This is a genomic window from Methylomonas subterranea, assembly GCF_024505185.1.
GTDB classification, from domain to species: domain Bacteria; phylum Pseudomonadota; class Gammaproteobacteria; order Methylococcales; family Methylomonadaceae; genus Methylomonas; species Methylomonas subterranea.
In genome coordinates this window covers 95909-122049 of record NZ_JANIBJ010000002.1, presented here as the reverse complement: position 1 = coordinate 122049, position 26141 = coordinate 95909, and the positions used below count along the sequence as shown (strand labels likewise).

The 26141-nt window shown below is 55.8% G+C and carries 22 protein-coding genes; 8 read left to right on the top strand and 14 right to left on the bottom strand.

Annotation, left to right across the window (positions count from 1 at the left end):
- Window positions 1-182: 182 nt before the first annotated feature.
- Genes olsF through NP590_RS01720 form a run of 3 tightly spaced genes read left to right on the top strand, consistent with a single transcriptional unit; the run spans window position 183 to window position 3710 of the window.
- The gene (gene olsF, locus NP590_RS01730) at window positions 183-1904 is read left to right on the top strand and encodes a bifunctional ornithine lipid synthase OlsF (protein WP_256600427.1); all 1722 of its coding nucleotides are present in this window, start codon (window positions 183-185) and stop codon (window positions 1902-1904) included.
- An 8-nt stretch (window positions 1905-1912) separates the two neighbouring features.
- Window positions 1913-2929 carry a M14 family zinc carboxypeptidase gene (locus tag NP590_RS01725; protein ID WP_256600426.1) on the top strand — a complete coding sequence of 339 codons (1017 nt, stop codon included), beginning with the start codon at window positions 1913-1915 and terminating at the stop codon, window positions 2927-2929.
- Window positions 2922-3710, top strand: coding sequence for an alpha/beta fold hydrolase (locus tag NP590_RS01720; protein WP_256600425.1), 789 nt, complete (start codon window positions 2922-2924; stop codon window positions 3708-3710). Before NP590_RS01725 ends, NP590_RS01720 begins: the two co-directional genes overlap by 8 nt.
- On the opposite strand, the gene NP590_RS01715 is transcribed toward NP590_RS01720, so the two are convergent.
- Window positions 3703-4020, bottom strand: coding sequence for an H-NS histone family protein (locus NP590_RS01715; protein WP_256600424.1), 318 nt, complete (start codon window positions 4018-4020; stop codon window positions 3703-3705). The two genes, NP590_RS01720 and NP590_RS01715, sit on opposite strands and share 8 nt — an antisense overlap.
- A 69-nt stretch (window positions 4021-4089) precedes the next feature.
- A complete protein-coding gene (locus tag NP590_RS01710) occupies window positions 4090-4761 on the bottom strand; it encodes a DUF2914 domain-containing protein (RefSeq protein ID WP_256600422.1) in 672 nt (223 codons plus the stop codon).
- Between the two features lie 141 nt (window positions 4762-4902).
- Between NP590_RS01710 and NP590_RS01705 the strand changes: the two genes are divergently transcribed.
- Genes NP590_RS01705 through NP590_RS01695 form a run of 3 tightly spaced genes read left to right on the top strand, consistent with a single transcriptional unit; the run spans window position 4903 to window position 9603 of the window.
- Entirely contained in the window at window positions 4903-7740 is a 2838-nt protein-coding gene (locus NP590_RS01705; RefSeq protein WP_256600421.1) for a 2-oxoglutarate dehydrogenase E1 component, read from the top strand.
- Complete coding sequence (odhB, locus tag NP590_RS01700) at window positions 7730-8917, top strand: 2-oxoglutarate dehydrogenase complex dihydrolipoyllysine-residue succinyltransferase (protein WP_256600420.1); 1188 nt, start codon at window positions 7730-7732, stop codon at window positions 8915-8917. Before NP590_RS01705 ends, odhB begins: the two co-directional genes overlap by 11 nt.
- Window positions 8918-8967: 50 nt before the next feature.
- Window positions 8968-9603, top strand: coding sequence for an MBL fold metallo-hydrolase (locus NP590_RS01695; protein WP_256600419.1), 636 nt, complete (start codon window positions 8968-8970; stop codon window positions 9601-9603).
- Between the two features lie 13 nt (window positions 9604-9616).
- Here the strand turns inward: NP590_RS01695 and NP590_RS01690 are convergent, their stop codons facing one another.
- Together NP590_RS01690 and NP590_RS01685 are read right to left on the bottom strand one after the other, a co-directional pair.
- A complete protein-coding gene (locus NP590_RS01690) occupies window positions 9617-10129 on the bottom strand; it encodes a DUF2380 domain-containing protein (RefSeq protein WP_256600418.1) in 513 nt (170 codons plus the stop codon).
- Window positions 10114-10578 carry a cupin domain-containing protein gene (locus NP590_RS01685; protein WP_256600417.1) on the bottom strand — a complete coding sequence of 155 codons (465 nt, stop codon included), beginning with the start codon at window positions 10576-10578 and terminating at the stop codon, window positions 10114-10116. Before NP590_RS01685 ends, NP590_RS01690 begins: the two co-directional genes overlap by 16 nt.
- Window positions 10579-10759: 181 nt before the next feature.
- Here NP590_RS01685 and NP590_RS01680 point away from each other — a divergent pair, with 181 nt between their 5' ends.
- A complete protein-coding gene (locus NP590_RS01680; RefSeq protein ID WP_256600416.1) occupies window positions 10760-12118 on the top strand; it encodes a sensor histidine kinase in 1359 nt (452 codons plus the stop codon).
- A complete protein-coding gene (locus NP590_RS01675; RefSeq protein WP_256600415.1) occupies window positions 12115-12759 on the top strand; it encodes a response regulator transcription factor in 645 nt (214 codons plus the stop codon). Before NP590_RS01680 ends, NP590_RS01675 begins: the two co-directional genes overlap by 4 nt.
- A gap of 23 nt (window positions 12760-12782) precedes the next feature.
- Here the strand turns inward: NP590_RS01675 and NP590_RS01670 are convergent, their stop codons facing one another.
- The 10 genes from NP590_RS01670 to cmk form a co-directional block, all read right to left on the bottom strand.
- Window positions 12783-15362, bottom strand: a complete 2580-nt coding sequence (locus tag NP590_RS01670; protein WP_256600413.1) for an EAL domain-containing protein — start codon at window positions 15360-15362, stop codon at window positions 12783-12785.
- Between the two features lie 218 nt (window positions 15363-15580).
- On the bottom strand, window positions 15581-16600 hold the full coding sequence (gene queA, locus NP590_RS01665; RefSeq protein ID WP_256600411.1) for a tRNA preQ1(34) S-adenosylmethionine ribosyltransferase-isomerase QueA: 1020 nt from the start codon (window positions 16598-16600) through the stop codon (window positions 15581-15583).
- Window positions 16601-16907: 307 nt separating this feature from the next.
- Entirely contained in the window at window positions 16908-17249 is a 342-nt protein-coding gene (locus NP590_RS01660) for a zinc ribbon domain-containing protein YjdM (protein ID WP_256600410.1), read from the bottom strand.
- A 118-nt stretch (window positions 17250-17367) separates the two neighbouring features.
- Entirely contained in the window at window positions 17368-20406 is a 3039-nt protein-coding gene (locus NP590_RS01655; protein WP_256600409.1) for an efflux RND transporter permease subunit, read from the bottom strand.
- On the bottom strand, window positions 20403-21497 hold the full coding sequence (locus tag NP590_RS01650) for an efflux RND transporter periplasmic adaptor subunit (RefSeq protein WP_256600408.1): 1095 nt from the start codon (window positions 21495-21497) through the stop codon (window positions 20403-20405). Before NP590_RS01650 ends, NP590_RS01655 begins: the two co-directional genes overlap by 4 nt.
- Window positions 21498-21554: 57 nt before the next feature.
- Window positions 21555-22283: an esterase family protein gene (locus NP590_RS01645; RefSeq protein ID WP_256600407.1), complete on the bottom strand. Its 729-nt coding sequence runs from the start codon at window positions 22281-22283 to the stop codon at window positions 21555-21557.
- Between the two features lie 3 nt (window positions 22284-22286).
- The gene (locus NP590_RS01640) at window positions 22287-23246 is read right to left on the bottom strand and encodes an acetylxylan esterase (protein ID WP_256600406.1); all 960 of its coding nucleotides are present in this window, start codon (window positions 23244-23246) and stop codon (window positions 22287-22289) included.
- Window positions 23247-23363: 117 nt separating this feature from the next.
- Entirely contained in the window at window positions 23364-23669 is a 306-nt protein-coding gene (locus NP590_RS01635) for an integration host factor subunit beta (protein ID WP_013818551.1), read from the bottom strand.
- Between the two features lie 57 nt (window positions 23670-23726).
- The gene (gene rpsA / locus NP590_RS01630) at window positions 23727-25388 is read right to left on the bottom strand and encodes a 30S ribosomal protein S1 (protein WP_256600405.1); all 1662 of its coding nucleotides are present in this window, start codon (window positions 25386-25388) and stop codon (window positions 23727-23729) included.
- A 95-nt stretch (window positions 25389-25483) separates the two neighbouring features.
- A complete protein-coding gene (cmk, locus tag NP590_RS01625) occupies window positions 25484-26140 on the bottom strand; it encodes a (d)CMP kinase (protein ID WP_256600404.1) in 657 nt (218 codons plus the stop codon).
- Between the last annotated feature and the right edge of the window lies 1 nt (window position 26141).

The window sequence follows — 26141 nt, the reverse complement described above, 5'->3', positions numbered from 1 at the left end:
GAGCGACGCATAGTCGCGATTCGCAAGGTCATCATCGCGACCATGCGTCGCTCCCACGAGACTGCCTTTCAGTTACCGGGGCGATGCACCAGTTTCATGACCGTTAGGCCGTGTGCATGGGTTCGGCAGTCTCACATAGCCGCCCCGCCTCTGTGGATTTTCTTTTTACTGGATCAACATCAATGATCGATGCCGAGCGCATTCTGCGGGAAACCTATCCGGATTTTAATTTAGGCAAGCACAACCAACTGGCCGTCAAAGCCCTGAAGAAACTGCTGCACGAAGACGACTTCAATCAGGTCATCGAGAAAAACCGCCATTTGCGCGGCTATGCCTTTCTGGACAAATTACTGGCTTACTTCAATTTTTTTTATCAGGTCGGCAACCAGTCGTTCAACAACATCCCGTCCGAAGGCCGGCTGTTGATCGTCGCCAACCACCCCATCGGCACCCTGGACGGACTGGCACTGGTCAAGTTGATCCGTTCGGTCAGGCCGGATGTACGCATTGTGGCCAACCGGGTTTTGTCGCACATGGAGCCCTTGCAGTCGATTTTTTTGCCGGTCGACGTGTTGACGGACAAAAAGTCCCTGAAAGACAGCTACAAGGCCATGCTGGAGGCGCTGGAAAATGAAGAAGCGGTGATTATTTTTCCGGCCGGCGAAGTATCCCGCATCACGCCCAAGGGCATACGCGACGGCAAGTGGCAGAACGGTTTCGTCAAACTGGCCAAAAAGGCCCGCTGTCCCATCCTGCCCATCCATATCAAGGCCAAAAACTCGGCCTTGTTTTACAGCATGTCCACGCTGTATAAACCGCTGGGCACCATGTTGCTGGTCAAGGAAATGTTCAATAAAAAAGACCAGGAAATCAAATTCATCGTCGGCGCGCCGATTCCATTCAACGTGATTGCGGAAAGCGGCCAAACCAACAAGCAACTCAGCCAGCGTTTTCGCAAGCATGTATTGAACCTGGGCAGAAAAAACAAACCTTTGTTATTCGACACCGTGGCCACGGTAGTACATCCGGCCGACACCAAGGCCATCAAAAAAGCCTTGTTCCAATCGCGCCTGCTAGGCGAAACCCGCGACGGCAAAAAGATTTTTCTGTACCGGTTTCAAGACGATTGCCCGGTCATGCGGGAAATCGCCCGCTTGCGGGAATTGACTTTCAGAACCGTGGAAGAAGGCACCGGCCTGGCGCTGGATTTGGACAAGTTCGATGTTTACTACAGCCATATCGTGCTGTGGGACGACAACGCCCTGGATATCGTCGGCGCCTATCGGATCGGCGAAGGACCCGACATCATGCGCAGCCACGGTATCGAGGGTTTTTACAGCAGCACCTTGTTCGATTTGCATACCGAATTCGCCGCCTTGTTGCCCCACAGTCTGGAACTGGGCCGCAGCTTCGTGCAACCGCGTTATTGGGGTCAGCACAGCCTGGAATATCTTTGGTACGGCATCGGCGCTTATCTGCGCGAACAACCGGACATCAAATATCTGTTCGGCCCGGTCAGCATCAGCAACGCTTATCCGCAATCGGCCAAGGAACTGATCATCGGCTTCTATAAACAGCAATTCGGTTCTGCATTGGCCGGTGCCACCGCCAAGACTCCGTTTGTGATTTCCGAACAATGCCGGCAATTCGTGGCTCGGGAATTTAACGGCGATTACTCGACCAGCTTTAAAATTTTAAATAGCGAACTGCGCAAGCTGGGCGTCAAGGTACCCACGCTCTATAAACAGTATGTCGAATTATGCGTGGACAAGGGCTGCCACTTCATCGACTTCAATATCGACCCGGATTTCAACAACTGCATAGACAGCCTGATCATGGTGGAAATCGATAAAATCGCGCCGAAAAAGCGCCAGCGCTATATCGAAACCACGCTTTTGCATTAAGTTTTCGCATGGTTAAGACTATCTTTGCCGAATTGGCGCAACTGGAAGCGCTGATCGCCCAACTGGGCGAGCGGGCGCGGACCGAAGTGGTGCGGCGCATTCAATACCAACAGCATAGCTTCCCCATCTACAGCATCGTCATGGGTTCCGCGCGGGAGGACGTGCCGGTGCTGGCCATGGTGGGCGGCGTGCACGGGCTGGAAAAAATCGGCTCGGAAGTGATCTTGTCTTATTTGCAAACCATCGTCCAACTGCTGGACTGGGATGAGGAATTCGCCGGCCGCCTGGAACGGTCGCGCTTGGTATTCATACCCGTCGTCAACCCGGTCGGCGTGTTTCGCGGCACGCGTTCCAACGGCAACGGCGTCGATCTGATGCGCAATGCGCCGATAGAAGGCAAAGGCAATACCAAACTCTACAGCGGTCACCGGGTCAGTTCGAGGTTGCCCTGGTACCGCGGCGCCATGGGACAAATGGAAGTCGAGGCGCTGGCCTTGTGCCAGGTCGTGCAAAAATACGTGTGCAACGCCCCGCTGTCGATAGCCCTGGATTTGCATTCCGGTTTCGGCATACAGGACAGACTGTGGTTTCCCTACGCTTCCAGCAAAGTCCCCTTCCCGGGCATCGCCGAGGCCCACGCTTTGAAACACAGTTTCGATACCTGCTATCCCAATCATTTTTATAAAATCGAACCCATGAGCCACGAATATGTCATCAACGGCGATTTATGGGACTATTTGTACGACGGTTTCATGCAATCCAATCCCCGGCAAGGGCATTTTCTACCGCTGACCCTGGAAATGGGCTCCTGGTTGTGGCTGCGCAAAAGTCCGTTGCATTTGTTCCAGCGGCACGGTTTGTTCCACCCGCTGCTGCCGCACCGGCAACAGCGCATACTCAGGCGACACTTCACCTTGTTCGACTTCCTGTATCGCAGCCTGCTATACCCCAAAAAATGGACTCAATTGGATGAGATGGAATTGACTCGGCATAAGCAGCAAGCCCTGCGGCTTTGGTATGCTTGATAGCATCGGAAGAAACTGGCTGTTGCTGCGCGGATTGACCCGCGAAGCGGGACATTGGGGCGAGTTTTCGGCCATTTTGCAAGCGGGTTTCCCCCAAGCGCGCATACACACTCTGGATTTGCCGGGAGCCGGCGAACGCCATTTGGAAACCAGTCCCCGCGAGATTAACGCCATCATGCGGTCGGTCAGGCTACAGGCTTTGCAGCGAGGCCTGCCAAGCGAGCCCTTGACTGTCGTCGGCTTATCGCTGGGCGGCATGGTGGCCTGGGAATGGATGTTGAAACATCCGCAAGAAATTTGCGCGGCCGCTTTGATCAATACCAGTTTGGCCAGCATAAGCCCTTTTTTCCAGCGGCTGCGCTGGCAAAGTTATCCGGACTTCTTCAAGTTGCTGCTGCAAGCCGACCCATATCGAAAGGAACTGGCGATTATCCGCTGCGTGGCGAATCGGCGGGATGCCGATGAAAAAATAGCCTTGGAGTGGGCAAAAATTCAGACCGAACGCCCGGTCACGCTAAGCAACACGTTCAGACAAGTGATCGCGGCCGCGCGTTATAGGCCGGGCGATCATAGACCCGCGCAACCCTTGCTGTTGTTGAGCGGCCGGGGCGACCGTCTGGTTGCCCCGGCCTGTTCCGATGCCATTCAAGCAAAATGGCAACTGCACCTACGGTCCCACCCCTGGGCCGGCCACGATCTGACGCTGGACGACGCCGATTGGACGCTCAAGCAGCTAAAAGACTGGGTCAAACAGCAGAGTATGCGAACCGGTATCAGTTGATCTCAAACTCGGACTTGTTACGTCCGGCCGCCAACAGATCCTGCATCCATTTTGGCGCCAGACCGCGACCGGTCCAGGTTTGCGAACCATCGGCCGGATTACGGTATTTGGCCGCTACTTTGCCGGTTTTACGCTCGACTTTTTTATCGGCCTCGACCAATTCCACGCCCATGCCGATGGAAGCGGCAAGCTCCTTGATTTGCGCAATCACTTCCTTACGCTTGCTGGATTGTTTTTCCTTCAACGCTTTTTCGGCATTATCGATAAGCGCTTGTATCTCGGTCTCGGATAAATTATTAAAGTCAGTCATGTTTTCCTCGTTAAATCAAAAAATGCATTTTAATTGTAACTTCAAATCTATTAATAATAAACACCTTATTTAATGGTTAACCGAGAAATAAGCCTCGCTGAACTTCTTGCCCTTGATATCCGTTAACAACACCTGCCATTCTCCGGCGTCTTTAAGCGTTAGCTTTCTACTGGAAATAAGCTTGGCGTTAGCCGCTTTTACCTCAAACTGTTTTTTATTAACCAAGCGCCCGTCTTTATACCAGACGTGAAATAGAGTATTCCCATTCAGGTTTTTGATTTGGCTGAAATAGAATAACTCCGTCGATTCGCCCGCCCCCGGAGTTAGCGGCTGTTTAATCGGTTCGCCCGGCTCGTCGTTTTTAGGCGCGCCGTTTAAGGAAGCCCTGATCACCCGCCTGTCGTAAATAATGGCGGCCGGGCGTTTGACAAGCTCCGCATTCCTGGTATTACTGTTTGGCGGCAACAGCGGAGTTTTAGCCGGCTCGGCTTCCAATATGGCTGGCGCTTGGAGAGAAGTAATTTCGGCGGATTTAATATTGTCGTCGGCCGGAGCGGGATTTTCCTCGGTTTCGTTGCCTGAAAAAATATAAACGATCCCGGCCAGCAAAAGCAGCAATATAAAAATTGCTGAAAATATGCGCCCTGTATGCCAAACGGTCACTATTTTCGGATCGATGATCGCCTTTCTTTGTTTGTCTTTGTCATAATTTATTTTAATCACAACCCGATTATCCGCCATGCCCGTTCTCTTATTACTGATCAAGTTAGCGGCGCCGGCCATGCGGCGCCAGCGCGCGTTTTTACTGCATTTTTCCCTTGGTAATATACCATTTTCGCTCTACCATAATGCGCATCACTTGCTGAAAAACCCGGATGTTGTATGAGCAACTTGCTTAAACTGTTTGAAGAATCCTCGGCGTACTACGGCGGCAACGCCACTTACATCGAAACTCTGTACGAGCAGTATTTGAGCGACCCCGACTCGGTCTCCGGCAACTGGCGCCAACGTTTCGACGCCATTCATTGCGGCTGCACGGACGACACTCCCCACAGCGCGATCGTGGACCGTTTCGAAAAACTGGCCATTTCGGAGCCCGGCAAGTTGGCCAAAATGCAGGGTTTTACCGAGCAAAGCGTCAAGAAGCAATCCGCCGTTGCCCGCCTGATCAACCATTACCGGGTCAAGGGCCACCAAATCGCCGATAACAACCCCTTGGGCAACCAGACCGCCATGCCGGCCGATCTGGAGCCCGTTTATTACGGCCTGACCGACGCCGATATGAAAACCCTGTTCGATACCGGCGGCTTGTGCGGGGTCGATCGGCTGCCCTTGCACGCCATCATCGGCACCCTGAAGGAAATCTACTGCGGCAGCATAGGCAGCGAATTCATGCATATCGTCGATGCCGAGCCGAAGAACTGGATACGGGCGAAACTGGAAGGGGCCAAACCCGACTACGCCAGCCACCCGGAAAAGCGCCTGGGCTTGTTGAAATTGCTGACGGCGGCGGAAGGCCTGGAAAAATACCTGCACCGCAAATATGTCGGTCAGAAACGTTTTTCCCTGGAAGGCGGCGAATCCCTGATTCCGATCCTGGACGAACTGATTCAACGGGCCGGCGAAAACAAGGCCACCGAAATCGTGATCGGCATGGCCCACCGCGGCCGGCTCAATGTATTGGTCAACGTGCTGGGTAAAAGCCCGGCCGCGCTGTTCGGCGAATTCGAGGGCACGCATACCTCGTCTCCCGGCGTCCTGACCGGCGACGTCAAATACCACATGGGGTTTTCTTCCAATATCGCCACACCGGGCGGCCCGATTCACTTGACGCTGGCATTCAATCCCTCCCATCTGGAAATCATCAATCCGGTGGTGGAAGGCTCGGTCAAGGCCCGGCAAGACCGGCACGGCATAGGCGGCACCGATGTGATCATTCCGGTATTGATACACGGCGATGCCGCGTTTGCCGGCCAGGGCATCATCATGGAAACCCTGAACATGTCGGAAACCCGCGCCTTCCATACCGGCGGCACCGTGCATATCGTCATCAACAACCAAATCGGCTTTACCACCAGCAATCCGTTCGACGCCCGTTCCACCCTGTATTGCACCGACGTCGCCAACATGATCCAGGCCCCGGTGTTTCACGTCAACGGCGACGACCCGGAAGCGGTGGCCTTCATCACTCAGCTGGCCTTGGACTACCGGATGACCTTTCACAAGGACGTGGTCATCGACCTGATCTGTTACCGGCGCCTGGGGCATAACGAAGCCGACGAACCGGCCGCCACTCAGCCGATGATGTATAACAAGATCCGCAATTTGCCGTCCACCCGCCAACTGTACGCCCAAAAACTGGTCAATGACGGCGTATTGAGCGAGGAGGCGGTGAGCGCCATGGAAGAGGAGTATTACCAAAAACTCAGCGAAGGCCAGGTGGTTTCACGCCCTCTGGTGGTCAACAACAAGTACGGCTATTCGGCCCGCTGGGACAAGTACCTGAACAAGGATTGGGATCAACCCGCCGACACCCGGGTACCGTTGGAGCGTATCCGGTTTTGTAACGAGAGACTGCTGGATTTGCCGGCGGACTTCGAACTGCATCCCCGCGTCGCCAAGGTCATGGAAGACCGCAACAAAATGGCCAACGGCGAGATGGCGATGGACTGGGGATTTGCGGAAAACATGGCTTACGCCACGCTATTGGTCGAAGGCTATCACGTGCGACTGACCGGCCAGGACATCGGCCGCGGCACCTTCTCGCACCGGCACGCCATCCTGCTGAACCAGAAGAACGGCGAAAGCCACATTCCGCTCAAACACTTGAGCGAAAACCAGGGCCGCCCGCAAATTTTCAACTCCCTGTTGTCGGAAGCCGGGGTACTGGGATTCGAATACGGTTACAGCTCCACCGAACCCGACAAGCTGGTGATTTGGGAAGCCCAATTCGGCGACTTCGCCAACGGCGCCCAAGTGGTCATCGACCAATTCATCACCTCCGGCGAAACCAAATGGGGCAAACTCAGCGGTCTGGTGATGCTGTTGCCGCACGGCTTCGAGGGCCAGGGTCCGGAACATTCCTCCGCCCGCCTGGAGCGCTATCTGCAATTATGCGCCGATCACAATATTCAGGTGTGCTACCCCACCACGCCGGCGCAGATTTTTCATTTGTTGCGCAGACAATTGATCAGACAATTCCGCAAACCCCTGATCGTGATGAGCCCCAAAAGCCTGCTCAGGCACAAACTGGCGGTTTCCGTGTTGGCGGATTTGACGGACGGCTGCTTTTTGCCGGTCATAGGCGAAATCGACGACATCGATCCATTTCATGTCACCCGTCTGGTGCTCTGCAGCGGCAAGGTCTATTACGACTTATTGGAGGCCCGCCGCGAAGACCAACTGCAACATATCGCCATTGTGCGCATCGAACAGCTCTATCCCTTCCCCAATGGAGCCTTCAGCGCCGAAATCGATAAATATCCCAACCTGGAACTGGTGGTCTGGTGCCAGGAAGAGCCGAAAAACCAGGGCGCGTGGTACCAAAGCAAACACCACATTTACGACCTGGTTGACGACAGCACGCCGGTTATTTATGCTGGCCGCCCGGCCTCGGCGGCACCCGCGGTAGGCAGTTACAAAACCCATTTAAGCGAACAGAAAAACGTTGTTCAAACCGCCCTATACGGCAGCAAAGAAGGAATAAAACATGAGTTTTGACATTCTGGTTCCCAGCCTCCCCGAGTCCGTGTCCGACGCCACCTTGGTGGCCTGGCACAAACAAGCCGGCGACTGGGTGGACGCGGGCGACAATCTGGCCGACCTGGAAACCGATAAAGTCATTCTGGAAGTGCCCGCCCCTTCCAGCGGTGTGGTCAAGGAAATTCTGCGCGCGGCCGGCGAGACCGTGGTCGGCGGCGAACTGCTGGCCCGGCTGGATTTACAGCAAGCCAACGCCGCCGCTTCCGCCGCCAATACGGCTCGAAAGGAGGAGCCGCCACTCAGCCCCTCGGTGCGTAAACTGGTGGCCGAAAACGACCTCGACCCTTCCTCCATCAGCGGTTCCGGTAAACACGGGCGCATTCTAAAAACCGACGTTCTGGATTTTTTGAGCGAACAACAAAGCGCGCAGGAACCAACAGCCCCGACCGCCGAAGCCAGTCATGCTCCGCTGTCGGCCACCGCCGTGGCCAGCCTGCGCCCCGAACAACGGGTACCCATGACCCGGCTGCGGGCCAAAATTGCCGAGCGCCTGTTGCAGGCCCAGCAAAACGCCGCCATGCTGACCACCTTCAACGAAGTCGACCTGTCGGCGGTGATCGAATTGCGCAACCAATATAAGGGCCGCTTCGAGACCAAGCACAACGTCAAACTCGGCTTCATGTCGTTTTTCGTCAAGGCTTCGATTGAAGCGTTGAAACGCTTTCCGGCCATCAACGCCTCCATCGACGGCAACGACATCATTTACCACGGCTATTACGACATAGGCATTGCGGTCACCACCCCGCGCGGCCTGATCGTGCCGATTTTGCGCGATGCCGATCAGCTGGATTTTGCCGGCATCGAAAAAGGCATACACGATTTCGGCAGCAAGGCCCGCAACGGCTCGATCAGCGTGGAGGACTTGAGCGGCGGCACCTTTACCATCACCAACGGCGGCATCTTCGGCTCCATGCTGTCCACCCCCATCCTCAACCCGCCGCAATGCGCCATCCTGGGCATGCATGCGATCAAGGACAGGCCGGTGGTTGAGGATGGCCAAATCGTGATTCGGCCCATCATGTATCTGGCCTTGTCCTATGACCATCGTCTGGTGGACGGCAAGGAAGCGGTACAGTTTTTAGGCATCGTAAAGGAATGCCTGGAAGCCCCGGCCCATCTGCTGCTGAATATTTAATTCACCCCGCGCCCGGCGCCGAGTCGGGCGCCGCCCACCCGAACACTCCCATGCACTACACCATCATTCCGGTCACGCCGTATCAACAAAACTGCACGCTGCTGGTGTGCGAAAAAACCCGCCGGGCCGCGTTGGTAGATCCCGGCGGCGACCTGGATATATTGTTGGCGGAAGTAAAACAGCAAGGCGTCGAACTGCAAGCCATTCTGGTCACCCACGGCCACATGGACCATATCGGCGGCGTGGCCGAATTAGCCAAACGCTTGAATCTGCCCATCATCGGACCGCAACGGGAGGATGAGTTTTGGATACAAAGTCTGGCGGAACAATGCCGCATGTTCGGTTTTCCCGCCAGCGAATCGTTTCAACCCACCCGCTGGTTAAATGACGGCGACACGGTTCAGGTGGGCGAACAGACCTTACAGGTTATCCATTGCCCCGGCCATACCCCCGGCCATGTGGTGTTTTTTAACGCCGCCGCCCGTTTGGCCATCGTCGGCGATGTACTATTCAAGGGTTCGATAGGCCGCACCGATTTTCCGCGCGGCGACTATCAAACCCTGATCGACTCCATCCAGCTCAAACTGTGGCCGCTGGGCGGCGATATCGCTTTCATTCCCGGCCACGGCCCCATGTCCACCTTTGCCGCCGAAATGCGCCACAACCCCTTCGTGGCGGTCAAATAGGCCATGGCGTGTTCTAAGGCACCCGCATTTCGCCCGCTATAAACGTTTTTAATTTGGCGGCCAATTTATCCACGCCCCGTTGCGTAACGGCGGCGTGATTGCCTTTCAATTCGATGCTGTAGCGCGCCGCCAAGCGTTCGCTATTGACATCAATCAGTTGCACCGTCAGATCCGAATACAGAAAGCTGGGTTTGCCGTGTCGGGCGACCAGCACCCAGTCGGCGCCGAAGCGCCGCCCCAGCTTTGCCGCCGCGTCGTGATGGGCGAACAAATAGCCGAAACCGGCCTCGGCGGCCGCCCGCGATTCGGCATCGATACCGACGATGTCGTAGGCAGCGTTTTGCGCCAGCGACTGCTCCAGCAAACTCCGCATGCCGGCGGTGCGTTGCCGTTCCCGCGCGCCGTTCGGCAGCAGGGTGGTATCGTACAGCTCGACATCCAGTACCGCGATACGCGGCTTGGCGGCCGCATTAAAACCGGCCGCCAGACACGCCAAGGCGGCTAACACTCTTAAGCGCGGCCGCATGCGTCCTCCTTGCGGACCCCAGGCTGCGCGTCATAAAGATCGATGAAGTCCCGCCAGCTCAGCTCGCCTATGCATTGCATAGCGTCATCGAGAATTTCGTACAAAACCCCGTCGCCGCCGCGAATGCTGAACAGCACGACGGCATCCTGCTCGCCGCCGCCTTCCCTATGCGGTTTGTCGGAGGCTTCGCTGCTGGTATAGCGCCCGGCCGGCCTGACATCCATCAGCCTGCCGTCCGCCTCGTACAGGCGGTGCTCGCCCTGGATGACCAGGGTTTTATTCAACACTTTATGCCTATGCAGCACAATCCGCCGGCCGGCGGCAAATTTAAACAACACATCGATGATGCGGCGGTCTTGATCGATATCCAAAATCGAATACTGCAAATGGGCGATATCCGGCACGGCTTGCCAGCAAATGCGGCTATCGTCGAAACTGAAATGACTCATGGGGCGTCCTCTTGGTTGATTACATAAAACTCACGCATAGCTTATGCGCCGCCCCGGCGGCTGTAAGCCGATATTCGCCCGACGAATCCGGGCAAATTGCCCGCGATTGCCGCACCGGCTGTCAAGTTGGGCCGGCAACTCTTACAATGCGCCGTCCTCCGTCGCAACACACAGACCAGCCATGAATCTACAATTGCATTTGTTGAGCAGGATCGCCGGTATTGCCATGGCATGCCTGTTGGCGGTCTCGGCTTATGCCCTGTTTCATAGCCATGGGCAGGCCATGCAAGCGGCATGGCGCATCGCCGATTCGCAAGGCAAACTGCTGGAATCTCAACTATTGTTGCATAAGGCCGGTATCGGTCTGGCCACGCCCTTCCCTGACTTCGAGTTTTGGAAACAGTCCGGCGGCCAGGCCGGCGTTTGCCTGAGCTATAGCGGCGCCGAGCGTCCGCTGGCGCGCAGCCTTTGCACCGGATTGAAGCCGGACCCGGCGGACTGGCCCGAATTTTTCGATAGCGGCTACCGTTGGCTATTCAATCCCGGCCGCCCGGTTGTCAGACCCATTGCCTGGCAAGGCCAGATCCACGGTTCGCTGACCGTCACTCCCAGCGCCGAGCTGGAAATTGCCGAGGCCTGGAATAAAACCCTGACTTTGACGGCATTGTCCGGCGTCACCCTTTTTGCGGTATGCCTGCTGGTTTGTCTGAGTTTGCGCCGCGCCTTGAGACCGGCAAAAACCATCGTAGAGGGTATTGCCGCCATGGAGTCGGGGCGGCTGGATTTGCGCTTGCCAGCCTTCGAATTGAACGAATGGCAACGCATCGCGACGGCCATCAACCAACTGGCGGCCAGCCAACAGCAATTGCTGGCGGAACGCCGGCAACTGGTCACCAAGTTGATTACGCTGCGGGAAGCGGAGCGCCGCTACATGACCCGAGAACTGCACGACGAATTCGGCCAATGCCTGGCGGCCATTCAGGCCGTCACCGCCTGCGTCCGGCAGACTGCCGCCCGGGAATGCCCGCAATTACTGTCCGAAATCGATCATATCGGCCGCATCGGCGCACACATGATGGACAGCGTGCGGCAACTGCTGGGCCGCTTGCGGCCGGCCGAATTCGACGAATTGGGTTTGGCCGCCAGTCTAGCCGGCTTGGTTGCCGGCTGGAACGGCCGTAGCCGCGGCAAGACCCGTTTTCAGTTACATATCGGCGGCGATTGCGCTTTATTGTCTGACGAGCAAGCCATAAACCTGTTCAGAATCACCCAGGAATGTTTGACCAACATCGCCAGACATGCCGACGCCTCCGCCGCCCGGATAGAGTTGAGCGTTGGCGCCGATGCCGCCCGCCTGACCGTCAGCGACAACGGCAAAGCCGACCGCTTGCCGTTTGCCGATAGTGGCGGCATCGGCTTGTCCGGCATGCGCGAACGCGTGGCGGCCCTAAACGGGCAACTCGAGTTGGCGATAGGCGAGCCTCGGGGCTTGATCGTTGCCATACAACTACCCGTCGGCGTTACCGGAATGCGGGCATGACGGCCATCCGCATTTTATTGGTCGATGACCACGCCATCGTCCGCGAGGGCTACCGGGCATTATTGGCCAAACAGACGGATTTGGCGGTTGTCGCGGAGGCCGGCGATGCCGAGCAGGCCTATCGACAGTTCAAACAACACCGGCCGGATTTGGTGCTTACCGACATTTCCCTGCCCGGCGGCAGCGGCCTGGAACTGATAAGGCGTATCAAACAGCATAGCGGCAATGCCGCAATTCTGGTGTTCAGCATGCACCAAAACCCGGAATTCGCCCTGCGGGCTTTGCGCGCCGGCGCCTTGGGCTATGTGACCAAAAGCAGCGAGCCCGGGGTTTTGCTGCATGCCCTCCGGGAGGTGTTCGCCGGCCGACATGCGTTGAGCGCCGATATGGCCCAAATACTGGCGCTGGAGAAGCTGGGCAAGCAACAATTGGCACTGGAAACGCTGACACCAAGGGAATTTGAAATTTTACGTTTGCTGGTGGCGGGGAAAAGCCATGCCGACATCGCCGGCATGCTTAATATCAGCGTCAAAACGGCCGGCAATAGCCATTATCTGATCAAAAGCAAATTGGGCGTAAACAGCGATATCGAATTGACGAAACTGGCGATTCAGCTGCATGTGCTCGAGCTGTTGGCATAATGCCGGCGCGACCGCGCCGCGCCTCAAGCTTTCCAGCAACCGTCCGCCGTCCATTTACCGACCCAATCCGGCAATTCGGCCGCCTTCATGGGATGGGCGATGCCGTATCCCTGCGCCAAGCGGCAGCCCATGGCCAGCAGTTTTTGCGCATGGCTCATGGTTTCCACGCCCTCGGCGATGACTTGGCGGGAAAAGATATTGGCCAAGCCGATCACGCCGTTGACAATCGCCAGATCGTCCTGGTCGACCAGCATGTCCCTGACAAAGCTTTGGTCTATTTTGAGTATGTCGACCGGCAAATGCCGCAGGTAGGTCAGCGAGGAAAAACCGGTGCCGAAATCGTCCAGCGCGAAGCGGACCCCCATCTCCCGGCAGGCCTTGATTTTTTCGGAAACAGCGGCCAGGTCTTCCAGCGCGCTGGTCTCCAGCACCTCCAGTTCCAGCCGGGACGGCGGCACATCCGGATATTCCGCCAACAAGCGAGCGATGCGCTCGACGAAATCGCTTTGCTGAAATTGTCTGGCGCCAATATTGACGCTGACGACGATATCGATACCCTGGGCATGCCAGTCGCGCATCTGGGTCAAGGCCTCGCTTATCACCCATTCGCCCAGGCTGACGCTTAGGGGATGGGTCTCGATAAACGGCAAAAATTCGGCCGGCGCCAATAAGCCGCGCCGCGGATGTTGCCAGCGAATCAGCGCTTCCGCGCCGATGACCTCGCCGCTGACGATATCGATCTTCGGTTGGTAATACAGCACGAATTCCAGATTGCCCAGCGCATGGCGTATGTCCTCCAAACGCTCCTGCTGGGTCTTGATCTCGGCATCGTGCTCGATGTCGAACAGATGGTAACGGTCCTTGCCGTCCTGCTTGGCAAGATACATGGCTTGGTCGGCATGGCGTATCAACTGGTCGGCGTCGGCATTATCCCGAGGATACAGCGTGACGCCGATACTGGCGGAAAGCCGCATCTCGGTATCCGCCAGCCGGATCGGGCTGGAAGCGGCGCGTAGCAGCCGGGCCAAAACCGGTTCGCAATCGGCAATCTGTTGCAGGTCGACCAAAATAGCCACGAACTCGTCGCCGCCGATGCGCGCCAGCGTATCGCCTTCCCTAAGAGCCTCCTTCATGCGTCTGGCAATGGCGATCAACAGCTCGTCGCCGATCTGATGGTCGTAATTGTCGTTGACAGCCTTGAAGCCGTCCAGATCCAGATATACCACGGCCAGCGATTGGTTGCGCCGTTCGCTCTGCAGCATGGCCTGTTGCAGACGGTCGGTCAGCAATACCCGGTTGGGCAGGCCGGTCAGGGCGTCGTAATGGGCAATATGTTCGAGTTCTTGCTGGTGGGCCTTCATCTGGGTAATGTCGGTGAACAGGGCGACGTAATTCCGCGCCTGTCCCGAGGCGTCGGCCACGGCGCTGATGGTGATCATCTCGGCGAACACCTTGCCGTTCTTATGCCGGTTCCAGATTTCGCCGTACCAGTGTCCCTTTTCCAGCAAGGCTTTCCACATGATTGCGTAAAAATCCGCGTCCTGGCGGCCGGACTGCAGGATGCGGGGATTTTTTCCGACGACTTCCTCGCGGCTATAACCGGTAATCCGGCTAAAAGTCTCGTTGACGTCGATGATGGTGCCGGAGGCATCGGCTATCATGATGCCTTCGCGGGCGTGGGTAAAAACACTGGCCGCCAACTGCAGTTTGTGATCGGCCTGCTTGCGTTCGGTGACGTCGCGGGCCACGCCTATCAATCCCAGGGTTTTTCCCAGTTCGTCCCTGAAAGGGATTTTCATGGTCTCAAGACACTGCTTTCCGCCGTCGGGATAGTTGATCCATTCTTCACGCAGTTTGGCCCTGTCGCCGGCCAGCGTTTCCTTGTCCCCTTGCCGAAATATCGCCGCCGTTTCGGCATCGACAAAATCGAAATCGCTTTTACCGACGATTTCGCTTTCGGGCACGCCGAAAAATTTTTCCACCGCCTTGTTGCAGGCCATGTAGCTGCTGTCGGTATTTTTGACGAAAATGTAGTCGGGAATATTGTCTATCAAGCCGCGCAACAGGGCTTTTTCGGTTTGCAAACGCTCGTGCAGCGCGGTCAATTCGCTTAGGGTGGCGTGCAGTTTTATGTTGGAGTCAGCCAGCGCTTCGGTCCTTTCCCGTACCCGTTTTTCCAAATCGGCGTTTAAGACTTCCAGTTCCGATTTGGCCTGTTCCAATTGCTGCACGGACGGCGCCAGCAGGGCTTGGGGCATTTTCAGCCAGATGATGACTGCGGTTCCGAATGACAGTACGGCCGTCAGCAACTTGGCCAAGGCGGTCGCCCAATAATCCGGCCGCCAGATGGTTATCACTTCCAGCAGGTGGGTAATTCCGCAGGCCACGATGAACAAGCCGAACAATATGAACAACCAGCGATTGTGTATGTCGGGTCGTTTGCGAGTGAAATACCAAAGCGCGAAGGGAATGGAAAAATAAGATACCGCGATGATGGCGTCCGAGCCCACCATGGTCCAGAGCAGCAGCGGGTTCCATTTCAAACAGAATCCGTGCGGAACCAGACCGGTCAGATTAAATGCCTGATCAAAAAAAGCCCACATATCCCCTCCGTTAACAGACAGATTCCGCATGCTAACCCAAATGGGCGGCAAACCGTACTTATTACATTGAAATAAACAGCCGGATGGCTAATATCGGGGCTGGCGGGAGGATGCGCGGCAAAGTTTTGTGACCGGAGCGACAGTTTTTTACGGCATTGTTTGACTCAGGTCAGAGCGGGCCATGGCTATTCGCTTTCGGCCGTCGCACTGAAAAGCCTTTAAAAAATGGCCATTGCATCGCCGTAACTGAAGAACCGGTAACGCTGGGCAATCGCGTGCCGGTATGCGTTCATGACGGATTGATAGCCGGCGAAGGCGGAAATCAGCATCAACAAGGTGGATTCCGGCAAATGAAAATTGGTCAGCATGGCATCCACGGTTTTGAAGCCGTATCCGGGGGTGATAAACAAGCGGGTATCACCGCATCCGGCGACCAGTTCGCCCGAGGCGGACGCCGATTCCAATGCCCTTACCGCCGTGGTACCTATTGCCACCACCCGGCCGCCGCGTTCCCGGCACTGTTTGACGGCCTCCACGCAAGATTCGGATACCTCGTAGAACTCCCTATGCATGACGTGTTGGCTTAAATCGTCCACCCGCACCGGTTGAAAAGTACCGCTGCCGACGTGCAGGGTAACGAAGCAACGCGGTATGGCTTGTTGCTCCAGCATCCGCATGGTTTCCGCATCGAAATGCAGACCGGCGGTCGGTGCCGCCACCGCGCCGGCCTGTCGGGCGAAAACGGTCTGGTAACGCTCCAGGTCCTCGATGTCGTCCGGCCGGTCGATATACGGCGGCAGCGGCATGTGGCCTATTTCCGCCAACAGTTCCAGCAAGCCTCGCTCGATGTCGAAGCGCAGTTCGAACAAATCCTGCTCCCGGCCCAGCACCCGGCATACGCTACCGTTTTGCAAGTGCAGCAACGAACCGGCCTTGGGCGCCTTGCTGGCCTTGATATGCGCCAGAGCCCGACGGGAGTCTTCTATCCGCTCGATCAGAATTTCCACCTTGCCGCCAGTGGCTTTGTGCGCATAAAGGCGGGCCGGAATCACCTGGGTGTCGTTAAAAACCAGTAAATCGCGTTGATCGAGCAGGCCGACAAAGTCGCTGAATTGACGATCGCATACCGCCCCGGTTTGCCTATTCAATTGCAATAGCCGGCTGGCGCTGCGTTGCGGCAAGGGTTTTTGGGCGATCAATTCGGGCGGCAGGTGATAGTTGAAATCGCTTTTGTTCATAAATGGCGCTGAATAAATCCACAAACGTTGAGAACCCGGCAGGCTGCTCACAATAATTTCCGCATTAGGTTCCCTTCCCGCGAAGAGAGGGAGCTTTTACGACAAACTCCGCCGGGAGACGGTTAGGGTTAGGGTTAGGGTTAGGGTTAGGGTTAGGGTTAGGGTTAGGGTTAGGGTTAGGGTTAGGGTTAGGGTTAGGGTTAGGGTTAGGGTTAGGGTTAGGGTTAGGGTTAGGGTTAGGGATAAAATAGCGAAGTTATCGGGGACGCCGGCCTAATTAAGCTCAATAAGCCGCAACCCGGATGCGCTAGACTTTTTTGACGAATTCCGATTTCAGCTTCATCGCGCCTATGCCGTCGATTTTGCAATCGATATCGTGGTCGCCATCCACCAGCCGGATATTCTTGACCTTGGTGCCGACTTTGACCACCAGGGAAGAGCCCTTGACTTTCAAGTCCTTGATGACGGTAACGCTGTCGCCGTCCCGCAACACATTCCCATTAGCGTCTTTGATGATGCGGTCATCGCCGGCATTTTCGGCTGATCCGTCCAGCGGCCATTCGTGGGCGCACTCGGGACAGATGTAGTTACTGCTGTCGGCATAAGTGTATTCCGAACCGCATTCGGGGCAATTGGGTAGAGTGCTCATTGAATTTTTAATGTTGATGAAATTAAACAAGGATGAAACGGGATGTGGCCGCCGGCCGCCTCGCCGGCGATTAAGAATGCCATTTTACACTTTAACGGATCTGGCAGCCTCGCCGTCCCTATGAGTGCTGATGATCTCTCGCCAGCAACAAATAAAACGCCGGCACCACCAGCAGGGTAAACAGGGTCCCAATGCCCAAACCGCTGGCGATTACCAAGCCGATATCGAAGCGGCTGGCGGCACCGGGCCCGGCAGCCATCAACAAGGGCACCATCGCCACTATCATCGAAACCGTGGTCATCAGTATGGGCCGCAAGCGGATGGTGGCGGCCTGCTCGACCGCCTTGAATTTGTCCAATCCTTGCCGCAACTGCAATTGATTGGCGAATTCCACGATCAATATGCCGTTTTTGGCCACCAAGCCGATCAGGGTAATCAAGCCGACCTGCGTGTAAATATTGACCGTGGCAAAACCCAGCATCATGAAGGCCAGCGCGCTGGCGATGGATAAGGGTACGGAAATCAGGATAATCAAGGGATCGCGCCAGCTCTCGAATTGCGCCGCCAGCACCAGATAAATCACCAGCAAGGCCATGAAAAAGGTAACTATCAGCGCGCTGCCCTGTTGCGCGTATTGGCGCGAGGCGCCGGTATAGTCGAAACTAAAACCGCGCGGAAACACCTCTTGGGCGAGTTGTTCCATATAGGCCATCGCATCGCCCAGACCGACACCCGGCGCCATCATGCCGTTGATCGTCAGGCTGTTCAACTGTTGAAACTGGGTGCGCTTGCCCGGCTCCACGGAATTTTCCAATTTGATCAGGGAGGACAACGGCACCTGTCCGCCGGATGAGGTACGCAGATAGTAATTGTCGAACTTGCTGGCATCCATGCGGGCCGGATCGTCTACCTGCGGAATCACCTTGTAACTGCGACCCTGCAGACTAAAGCGGTTCACATATTGCCCTCCCAGCAGGGTAGCCAGATTTTTACCGATATCCTGCATGTTGATGCCCAAATCGGCGGCCCGGTCGCGATCGATGACCAGTGTGGTTTGCGGCCGGTTGAAATTGACGTCCTTCATCAGAAAGGCAAACTTGCCGCTCAGCATGGCCTTGTCCAGTAACTGGTCGGCCACCTGATCCAGCGCCGTGTAATCGGCGTCCGTCACCATCACAAATTGCATCGGCAAGCCGCCGCCGGAACCCGGCAGGCTGGGGCGCGGAATCACCGCTGTCTGAAAACCGGCAATTTGGCCGACCTTGGCTTGCAGTTCCGGTTGGATATCGGTTTGCGACCGCTGGCGCTCGAAGGTGGACGGCATTTTGAAGCCGCTGAACACGGTACTGGTATCGCCGCCGAAACCCATGATCAAAAAGCTTTCCTTGTACTCCGGCACCGTCTCGAATTGCGCGATCAACTCGCGGGCATAGGCCTCGTTGTATTGCAAGGTGGCGGTCTGCGGTCCGCTGGCCATGGCGAACAGAATGCTCTGGTCCTCGGTGGGCGCCAATTCCTTGTTGGTCAGCATGAACATGAAATAAATACTTACCAAAACCATTAAGGCGAACAGGGCAATTGTGGAGGGGAACTCCAGCGCCTTGTGCAGAAAGCGCCGATAAACCGCCGCCAAGCCGTCGAAAAAATGTTCGACGGCCAATTCAAAGCGGCCCGGCGTGCCGGCCTCCTTGAGAAAGCGCGAGCTCATCATCGGCGACAGCGTCAAGGCCACCACGCCGGACACCAACACCGCCCCGGCCAGCGAAAAGGCGAATTCGGTAAACAGGGTGCCGACCAAGCCGCCCATGAAGCCGATCGGCGCATAAACGGCTATCAAGGTAGTGGTCATGGCGATGACCGGCAGACCCAGTTCGCGGGCGCCGAGTATGGCGGCTTGCATGCGCGGCTGCCCCTCCTCGATATGCCTATGGATGTTTTCCACCATGACAATGGCGTCATCGACCACCAACCCTATCGCCAATACCAGGGCCAGCATGGTCAGCAAATTGATCGAAAACCCCATGGCCAACATCAAAAAGGCTCCGCCTATCAGCGACAGCGGCACGGTAACCGCCGGCACCAAGGCGGCGCGCAGGGAGCCCAGCGATAGAAAAATGATCGCCAGCACGATGGCCACCGCTTCGATCAAGGTTCTGAACACCTCGTTGATGGAGTCTTCAATGAATTGGCTGGCATCGTAGGGCAGGAAAATCCGCATGGCGTCCGGCAGATCGCGTTCGATGTCCTTCAATTGCAGTTTGACCGCCTTGGCCACGCTGAGCGGGTTGGCGCCGGGAGCCTGTTCTATGCCCATGAAAATGGCCATTTTGCCCTTGTACCAATTCACCGAATCGTAGTCCTCGCTGCCCAGCTCGGTGTCGGCGATGTCTTCCAGCCTGACCAGGGTACCATTGCGATTGCCCACCACCAGCCGGCGGAATTCGGCTTCGTTGACCGCATCGGTGGTGGCGCGCAGGTCTATCTTGACGAAATTGGCCTTGGTACTGCCGGCGCCGGATAAATAATTGTTTTCCCGCAGCACATTGCCGACGTCGGTAGCCGTCACCCCCAGCGAGGCCATGCGCTCCGGATCCAGCCAGATTCGCATCGCAAAGGTTTTGTTGCCCAGCACCTTGGCCTTGCCGACGCCCGGTACCGCCTGAATTTTGGGTTGCACCACGCGCAGAATGTAATCGCTTAACTGGGCCGCCGTCAGACTATCGCTGTATAGCGCGATATACATCAACGCGGTGCTCTCGCCGGTCTGCGAGGTGATCACCGGATCTTCGGCTTCCGCCGGCAACACGTTGCGCTGGCTGGCCACCTTGGCCTGGATCTCCGCCACGGCGGCGTTGGGATCGTAATTCAGGCGCATGTGGGCTTCGATAACGGAACTGCCCTGCCGGCTGCTGGAGGACAGATAATCGATGCCGTCCGCTTCGGCCATGGCCTGCTGCAAGGGATTGGTAATAAAACCCTTCACCAATTCGCTGTTGGCGCCCGGATAGGCCGTGGTGACGGTGACCACGGTATTTTCGGTTTCCGGATATTGGCGCAGTTCCAATACGGTAATGGCGCGAAGTCCCAACACCAAAATCAGCAAACTGACCACGCTGGCCAGTACCGGGCGTTGAATGAATAAATCGGTGAATTTCACTGACCGCTCTCCCTCTCTCCGGGCGCGGGCCGGGCGTCTATGCTGACCGGCATGCCGTTACGCAGTTTGACCTGTCCGGCACTGACCACCCGGTCGCCTTCTTGCAGACCGCTGACGATTTCCACCCTGCCCTCCCGGTTTTGGCCGGTCGTCACCTGACGGTTTTGCACGCTCAAGCCCTGGCTGCCTTGCTCGATTAAAAACACGGAATTACCGTAGGGGTTGTAACTGATGGCGGTATCCGGCAGCGTCAAGACCGGCCGCGGGCCGCCCGATTCGATGCGGACCTGCGCAAACATGCCGGGACGCAGGCGCTTGTCCTTGTTGTCCAGTTTGGCGCGCACTTTTAGCGAACGGGTATCTTGTTCCACCCCGGGATTCAAGGCGGCGATTTTGCCGCTAAACACTTCACCCGGGTAGGCTTGCACGGTGGCGCTGATGGACTGATTCCTGGCCAGCTGGCTGATATGTCTTTCCGGCAAGCTGAAATCCAGATGGATCGGCTCCAATTGCTGCAGGCTGACAATGGCCGCACCCTCGCCCAGATACTGGCCGAGATTGACCTGCCGAATGCCCAGTTCGCCGGCAAACGGCGCGCGAATCATTTTTTTATCGATCCGGGTGATTTTGGCCTGCACGGCGGCACTGGCCTGTTGCAATTGGGCGACATGTTGATCGTAATCGGCTTGGGAGACATATTTTTTATCCAGCATCTTTTCGCTACGCTGCAGGCGAACCTTGGCCAACTGCAACTCCGCCCGCAAGCCTTCCAGTTCCGCGCGGTCGGTATCGGCATCCAATTCAAGCAATAACTGGCCGGCGGCCACGGACTGCCCGGACTGAAAGTGCAAGGCGCTGATTTTACCGGCCACTTCGTTGCTGACATTCACCCCGGCCACCGGCGAAAAACTGCCCACCGCCGTTAACGCGGAGGGCCATTGCTCGGACCTGACCGTGGCGGCGGCCACAACCGCCGGCGGCGGCGGCTGTATCAGGCTTTCGGCTTGCCTGATCTGATAAAACTTGAAGGCAAAAATACCACCCAAAACCGCTACGGTCAGCAATAAGACGATGAAGATACGTTTGATCATGAGAAATAACGATGAATTGGGATGAAACCGAGGATAAACGCGACTGATTTGAATCCATCAAATATATAGGCGCGCCATTTGTCGCCAGTAATAACCTTGATGGGCCCGGCTGTCCCACTCGTAAAATGCATGGCGAATACCTTTTTGATTGAGGATATGGCTAAGCTCCCGATTGTTCTGCAAAAAGGGATCCTCCTTGCCAATGACCAATGTGATGTCCATGCGGCGTATTTGGTTCAACTGGGTATGATCGGTCAGATTCGGCAAAAAATGGCTGGGGGTATGGAAGTAAATATCTTCGTCGTAGTAACCGTCAAACAAATTCTTGAAATGCTCTACTTCCAGGGTCAAGTCGAAGCGTCCGGAAAAGGCCACCAACTTTTGAAAATGTTGCGGATGCCTGAAGGCCAGATTGGCGGCGTGATAGGCGCCCAAACTGCAGCCATGCGAAATGGTGCAGGGATGCGGGTTTTTGGCATTCATGAACGGCATGACTTCGTTCAATATATATTGCTCGAAATGAATATGCCGTTGAATCCGGTCCCTCGGCTGCGACCAGAAACAATAAAAGGTTTCATGGTCCACGCTGTCCACGCAAAATAATTGCAGATGCCCCGCCTCGATTTTGTGTTGCAGGGTTTCCACTATCCTGAGGTTTTCGTATTCGTAAAACCGGCCGTCCCGGGTGGGGAATACCAACACCTTGGCGCCCGCGTGGCCGAATACCAAAAATTCCATGTCTCGCCCCAACCGGGGGCTGTACCAGTGATGATATTCACGGTTCATAACTTAGCTGGACCAGTCCGCAAAAAATCTTTGTATCTCCCATAACAACTGCTGATTTTGCTCTGCCTGACGCGGATATTCAAAATGTCCGGCATCCAAGACGAATAAAGTTTTAGCCCCCGCCCAGGCATTGTAAATCCCGAACTGTCCGGGGGGCGCGACCATGGGATCGAATAAGGCGGCGGCGATATGCACGGGTTGCGGGGCAAAAGTGGCGGCAATCGCGGCATCATAATAAGTCAAGGTTGCCGGAATGTGACCGAGTTGCCGCACATACTCGCTGACCGCGGCTCCGCTGCCTATGGTCGGCAAACTTAAGCGTAAGGGCTGGCAACCAAAAGTCGGCACGTTCAAATGCGCCCGCCCTATGCGTTTATCCCAGGGCAGCGCCAAGGTACCTATGCCGCCGCCGAAACTGATGCCCATGTAACCAATCTTATCCGCGGCCAATGGATATAGTGCGCGCATCAGGCTGACTCCCAACCACAAATCGTCCACGCAACCACCCAACACATAGCGGCCGGGATCGTCGATATCGTGTAGCACGTGAAAACTTGGCTGTTCGGAAACTCGGGCCGACCGGCTCCTGGAAATACCGCGAAAACAGGGAAACAGAAATGCGGTTTCAGGGATATTGAAATGATAATCCGGCTGATCCCGGCCGCCGTAACCGTGGCCCACCACAATGCATTGTTTTACGGCCTTATGCTCGGGCTCCAGTAGCCAGCCGCCGATATCGAAATCGCCGGTGGACCGATATTGTATGTCAAAGATTTTAAAGCCCGCGTAAGAGCCGGATCGCTCCATGCTGAAATGGGGGGACATGCTCAGCACGTCTTGATAACGCTTGCGCCAGAAATCCGCAAAATCCACGGGCGGTGCCGGAGGCGAAACCGCCAACAAGCGTTCCAGGGAATAACCGTAACTGGGATCGAAGTGAAATGGATGATTGATGGGCTTCACGACGACTGCTTGAATGACAAGGGTCGAGGACGACTGTCAATGTTTATTGAAAGAGACAGGCAGGGATTGTAAATTTGCCTGTCCCGAAATGGAAATTTGCGACTAAAACCCGCGGCCTTAATCGACGATTTTAAATTTCTCCCTGGATGCATCGACAATGTCGCGCAGTTCTTTGCCAGGTTTAAAATGCGGCACATGCTTTTCGGTGAGGGACACGGATTCGCCTGTTTTTGGATTTCTGCCCAGTCGCGCCGAGCGATGGTGCAGGGAAAAGCTGCCAAACCCGCGAATTTCGATACGTTCTCCACTTGCCAGCGTGTCGCTCAAATGATCGACCACGCATCTCACGGCCAATTCAACATCTTTAAGCGGAAGATGCGGCTGCTTGCGCGCCAGCACTTCTATCAATTCTGATTTTGTCACATCCAACCCTGAGTAATCGAAAAAGGGCGATGTGCCGGCACATCGCCCCGGACGGATTTATTTGTCCATTTGTTTAAAGATATCGCCCAGTGTTGCCGTGCCGGCATTTTGTGACGAATAATCCTTAATGGCGTTTGACTCTTCCTCGACATCCTTGGCTTTGATGGACAAGGAAATGGATTTGGTTTTCTTGTCGACGCCGACAAATTTAGCTTCGATTTCGTCGCCGACTTTCAGCAACTTGCTGGCATCTTCGACCCGATCGCGTTGAATTTCACCGGCACGCAGATAGCCTTCCACGTTGTCCGCCAAAGTGATCACCGCGCCCTTGGCATCGACTTCCTTCACAACACCTTTAACCAACGCGCCTTTTTCGTTCAAAGCGATATAGTTTTGGAAGGGGTCTTGCTCCAGCTGTTTGATACCCAGGGAAATACGCTCGCGCTCGGGGTCGACGGCCAGGATGACGGTTTCAACTTCGTCGCCTTTTTTGTAGTTGCGAATGGCTTCTTCGTCGTTCTCGTTCCAGGAAATGTCGGACATGTGCACCAGACCGTCGATGCCGCCATCCAGACCGATGAAGATACCGAAGTCGGTGATGGATTTGATTTTGCCGGAAATTTTGTCGCCTTTGTTATGCGTGGCGGCAAATTCATCCCATGGGTTCGAACGGCATTGCTTCATGCCCAGCGAAATACGGCGGCGCTCTTCGTCGATTTCCAGCACCATGACTTCGACTTCGTCACCCAATTGCACCACTTTGGATGGATTGACGTTTTTGTTGGTCCAGTCCATTTCGGAGACGTGCACCAAGCCTTCGACGCCTTCTTCGATTTCCACGAAGCAGCCGTAGTCGGTCAGGTTGTTGACCTTGCCGAACACGCGGGTGCCGGCCGGGTAACGGCGGGCGATGTTTTGCCATGGATCTTCTTCCATTTGCTTCATGCCCAACGAGACGCGGGTTTTGTCCTTGTCGAACTTCAGGACTTTGACTTTGACTTCCTGGCCGATTTCCACGCACTCGGATGGGTGACGCACGCGGCGCCATGCCATATCGGTGATGTGCAGCAAGCCGTCCACGCCGCCCAGATCGATAAACGCGCCGTAATCGGTCAGATTTTTGACGATACCGGTAACGATGGCGCCTTCCTGCAGGGTTTTGACCAATTCCTCGCGTTCGGCGCTGTATTCGCTTTCGACGACCGCACGACGCGACAAGACGACGTTATTGCGTTTTTGGTCGATTTTGATGACCTTGAATTCCAGATCGCGATTTTCCAGGAAAGTGGTGTCGCGAATAGGACGCACATCGACCAATGAACCCGGCAGGAACGCGCGCAATGCGCCAACCGCCACGGTAAAGCCGCCGCGGACCTTGCCGTTGATGCGACCGATAATGGTTTCCTGGGTTTCGAAGGCTTTTTCCAATTCGGTCCAGGCCTTGCTTTTCTTGGCTTTATCGCGGGAAAGCAGAGTTGAACCCAAGCCGTCCTCGAACATGTCGAGAGCCACTTCGATTTCGTCGCCGACATTGACTTCCAGATCGCCATCCGCATTTAAAAACTGCCATTTCGGGATCACACCTTCCGATTTGGCTTGGGTGCTGACGATAACGAATTCATTCTCGATATCGATCACGGTACCCATTAACATGGCGCCAGGACGCATTTCAGTCTTGGCAAAACTCTCTTCTAATAACTGTGCAAAGCTTTCGCTCATTTCTCTACTTTCCCAAACTTGTTAAAACACCAACAAGTTTTCTCTTATCAATAAAATTAAAAAATAACCGCCGCGAGGCAGTCGCCAATAAAGCCCTAACGGACTAAACTCATTACCGCGTCTATCACCTGTTGAATGCTTAAACGGGAGGAATCGATAGTCACCGCGCCTTCCGGCACGATCAGCGGAGCAGTGGCCCGTTCGCTGTCGCGACGGTCACGTTCTTCAATCTCTCGGGTAATCTGCAAAAGGTTAGCATCGATTCCCTTTTCAATCAACTGCTTATAACGCCGATTCGCCCTTTCTTCCGCGCTGGCGGTCAAATACACCTTGAACGGAGCATCCGGAAACACTACGCTGCCCATATCCCTGCCGTCCGCCACCAATCCGGGCGACCGTCGAAAATCCTTTTGTTTTTGCAGCAAGAGCGCTCGCACCGGCGGATAAGCCGCGACGATGGACGCCGCATTACCGGTGGTTTCGCTACCTAACCGCGATGTAATGTCGCTGCCGTTCAGTCTAACAAGCAAATTCTCGCCGCAATCGAAGCTCAAAACCATGTTTCTGGCGACTTCGCAAACCGCCTCGACATTCGTAAAGTCCAATTCGGCGTCCAAACAGGCGATTGCCAGGGAACGATAAATCGAACCGCTATCGAGGTAATTCCAGCCGAGCAATCTGGCAACCGCGCGGCTGACCGTGCCCTTGCCGGCGCCGCTGGGACCGTCTATGGTTAAAACCGCCGCCGACATA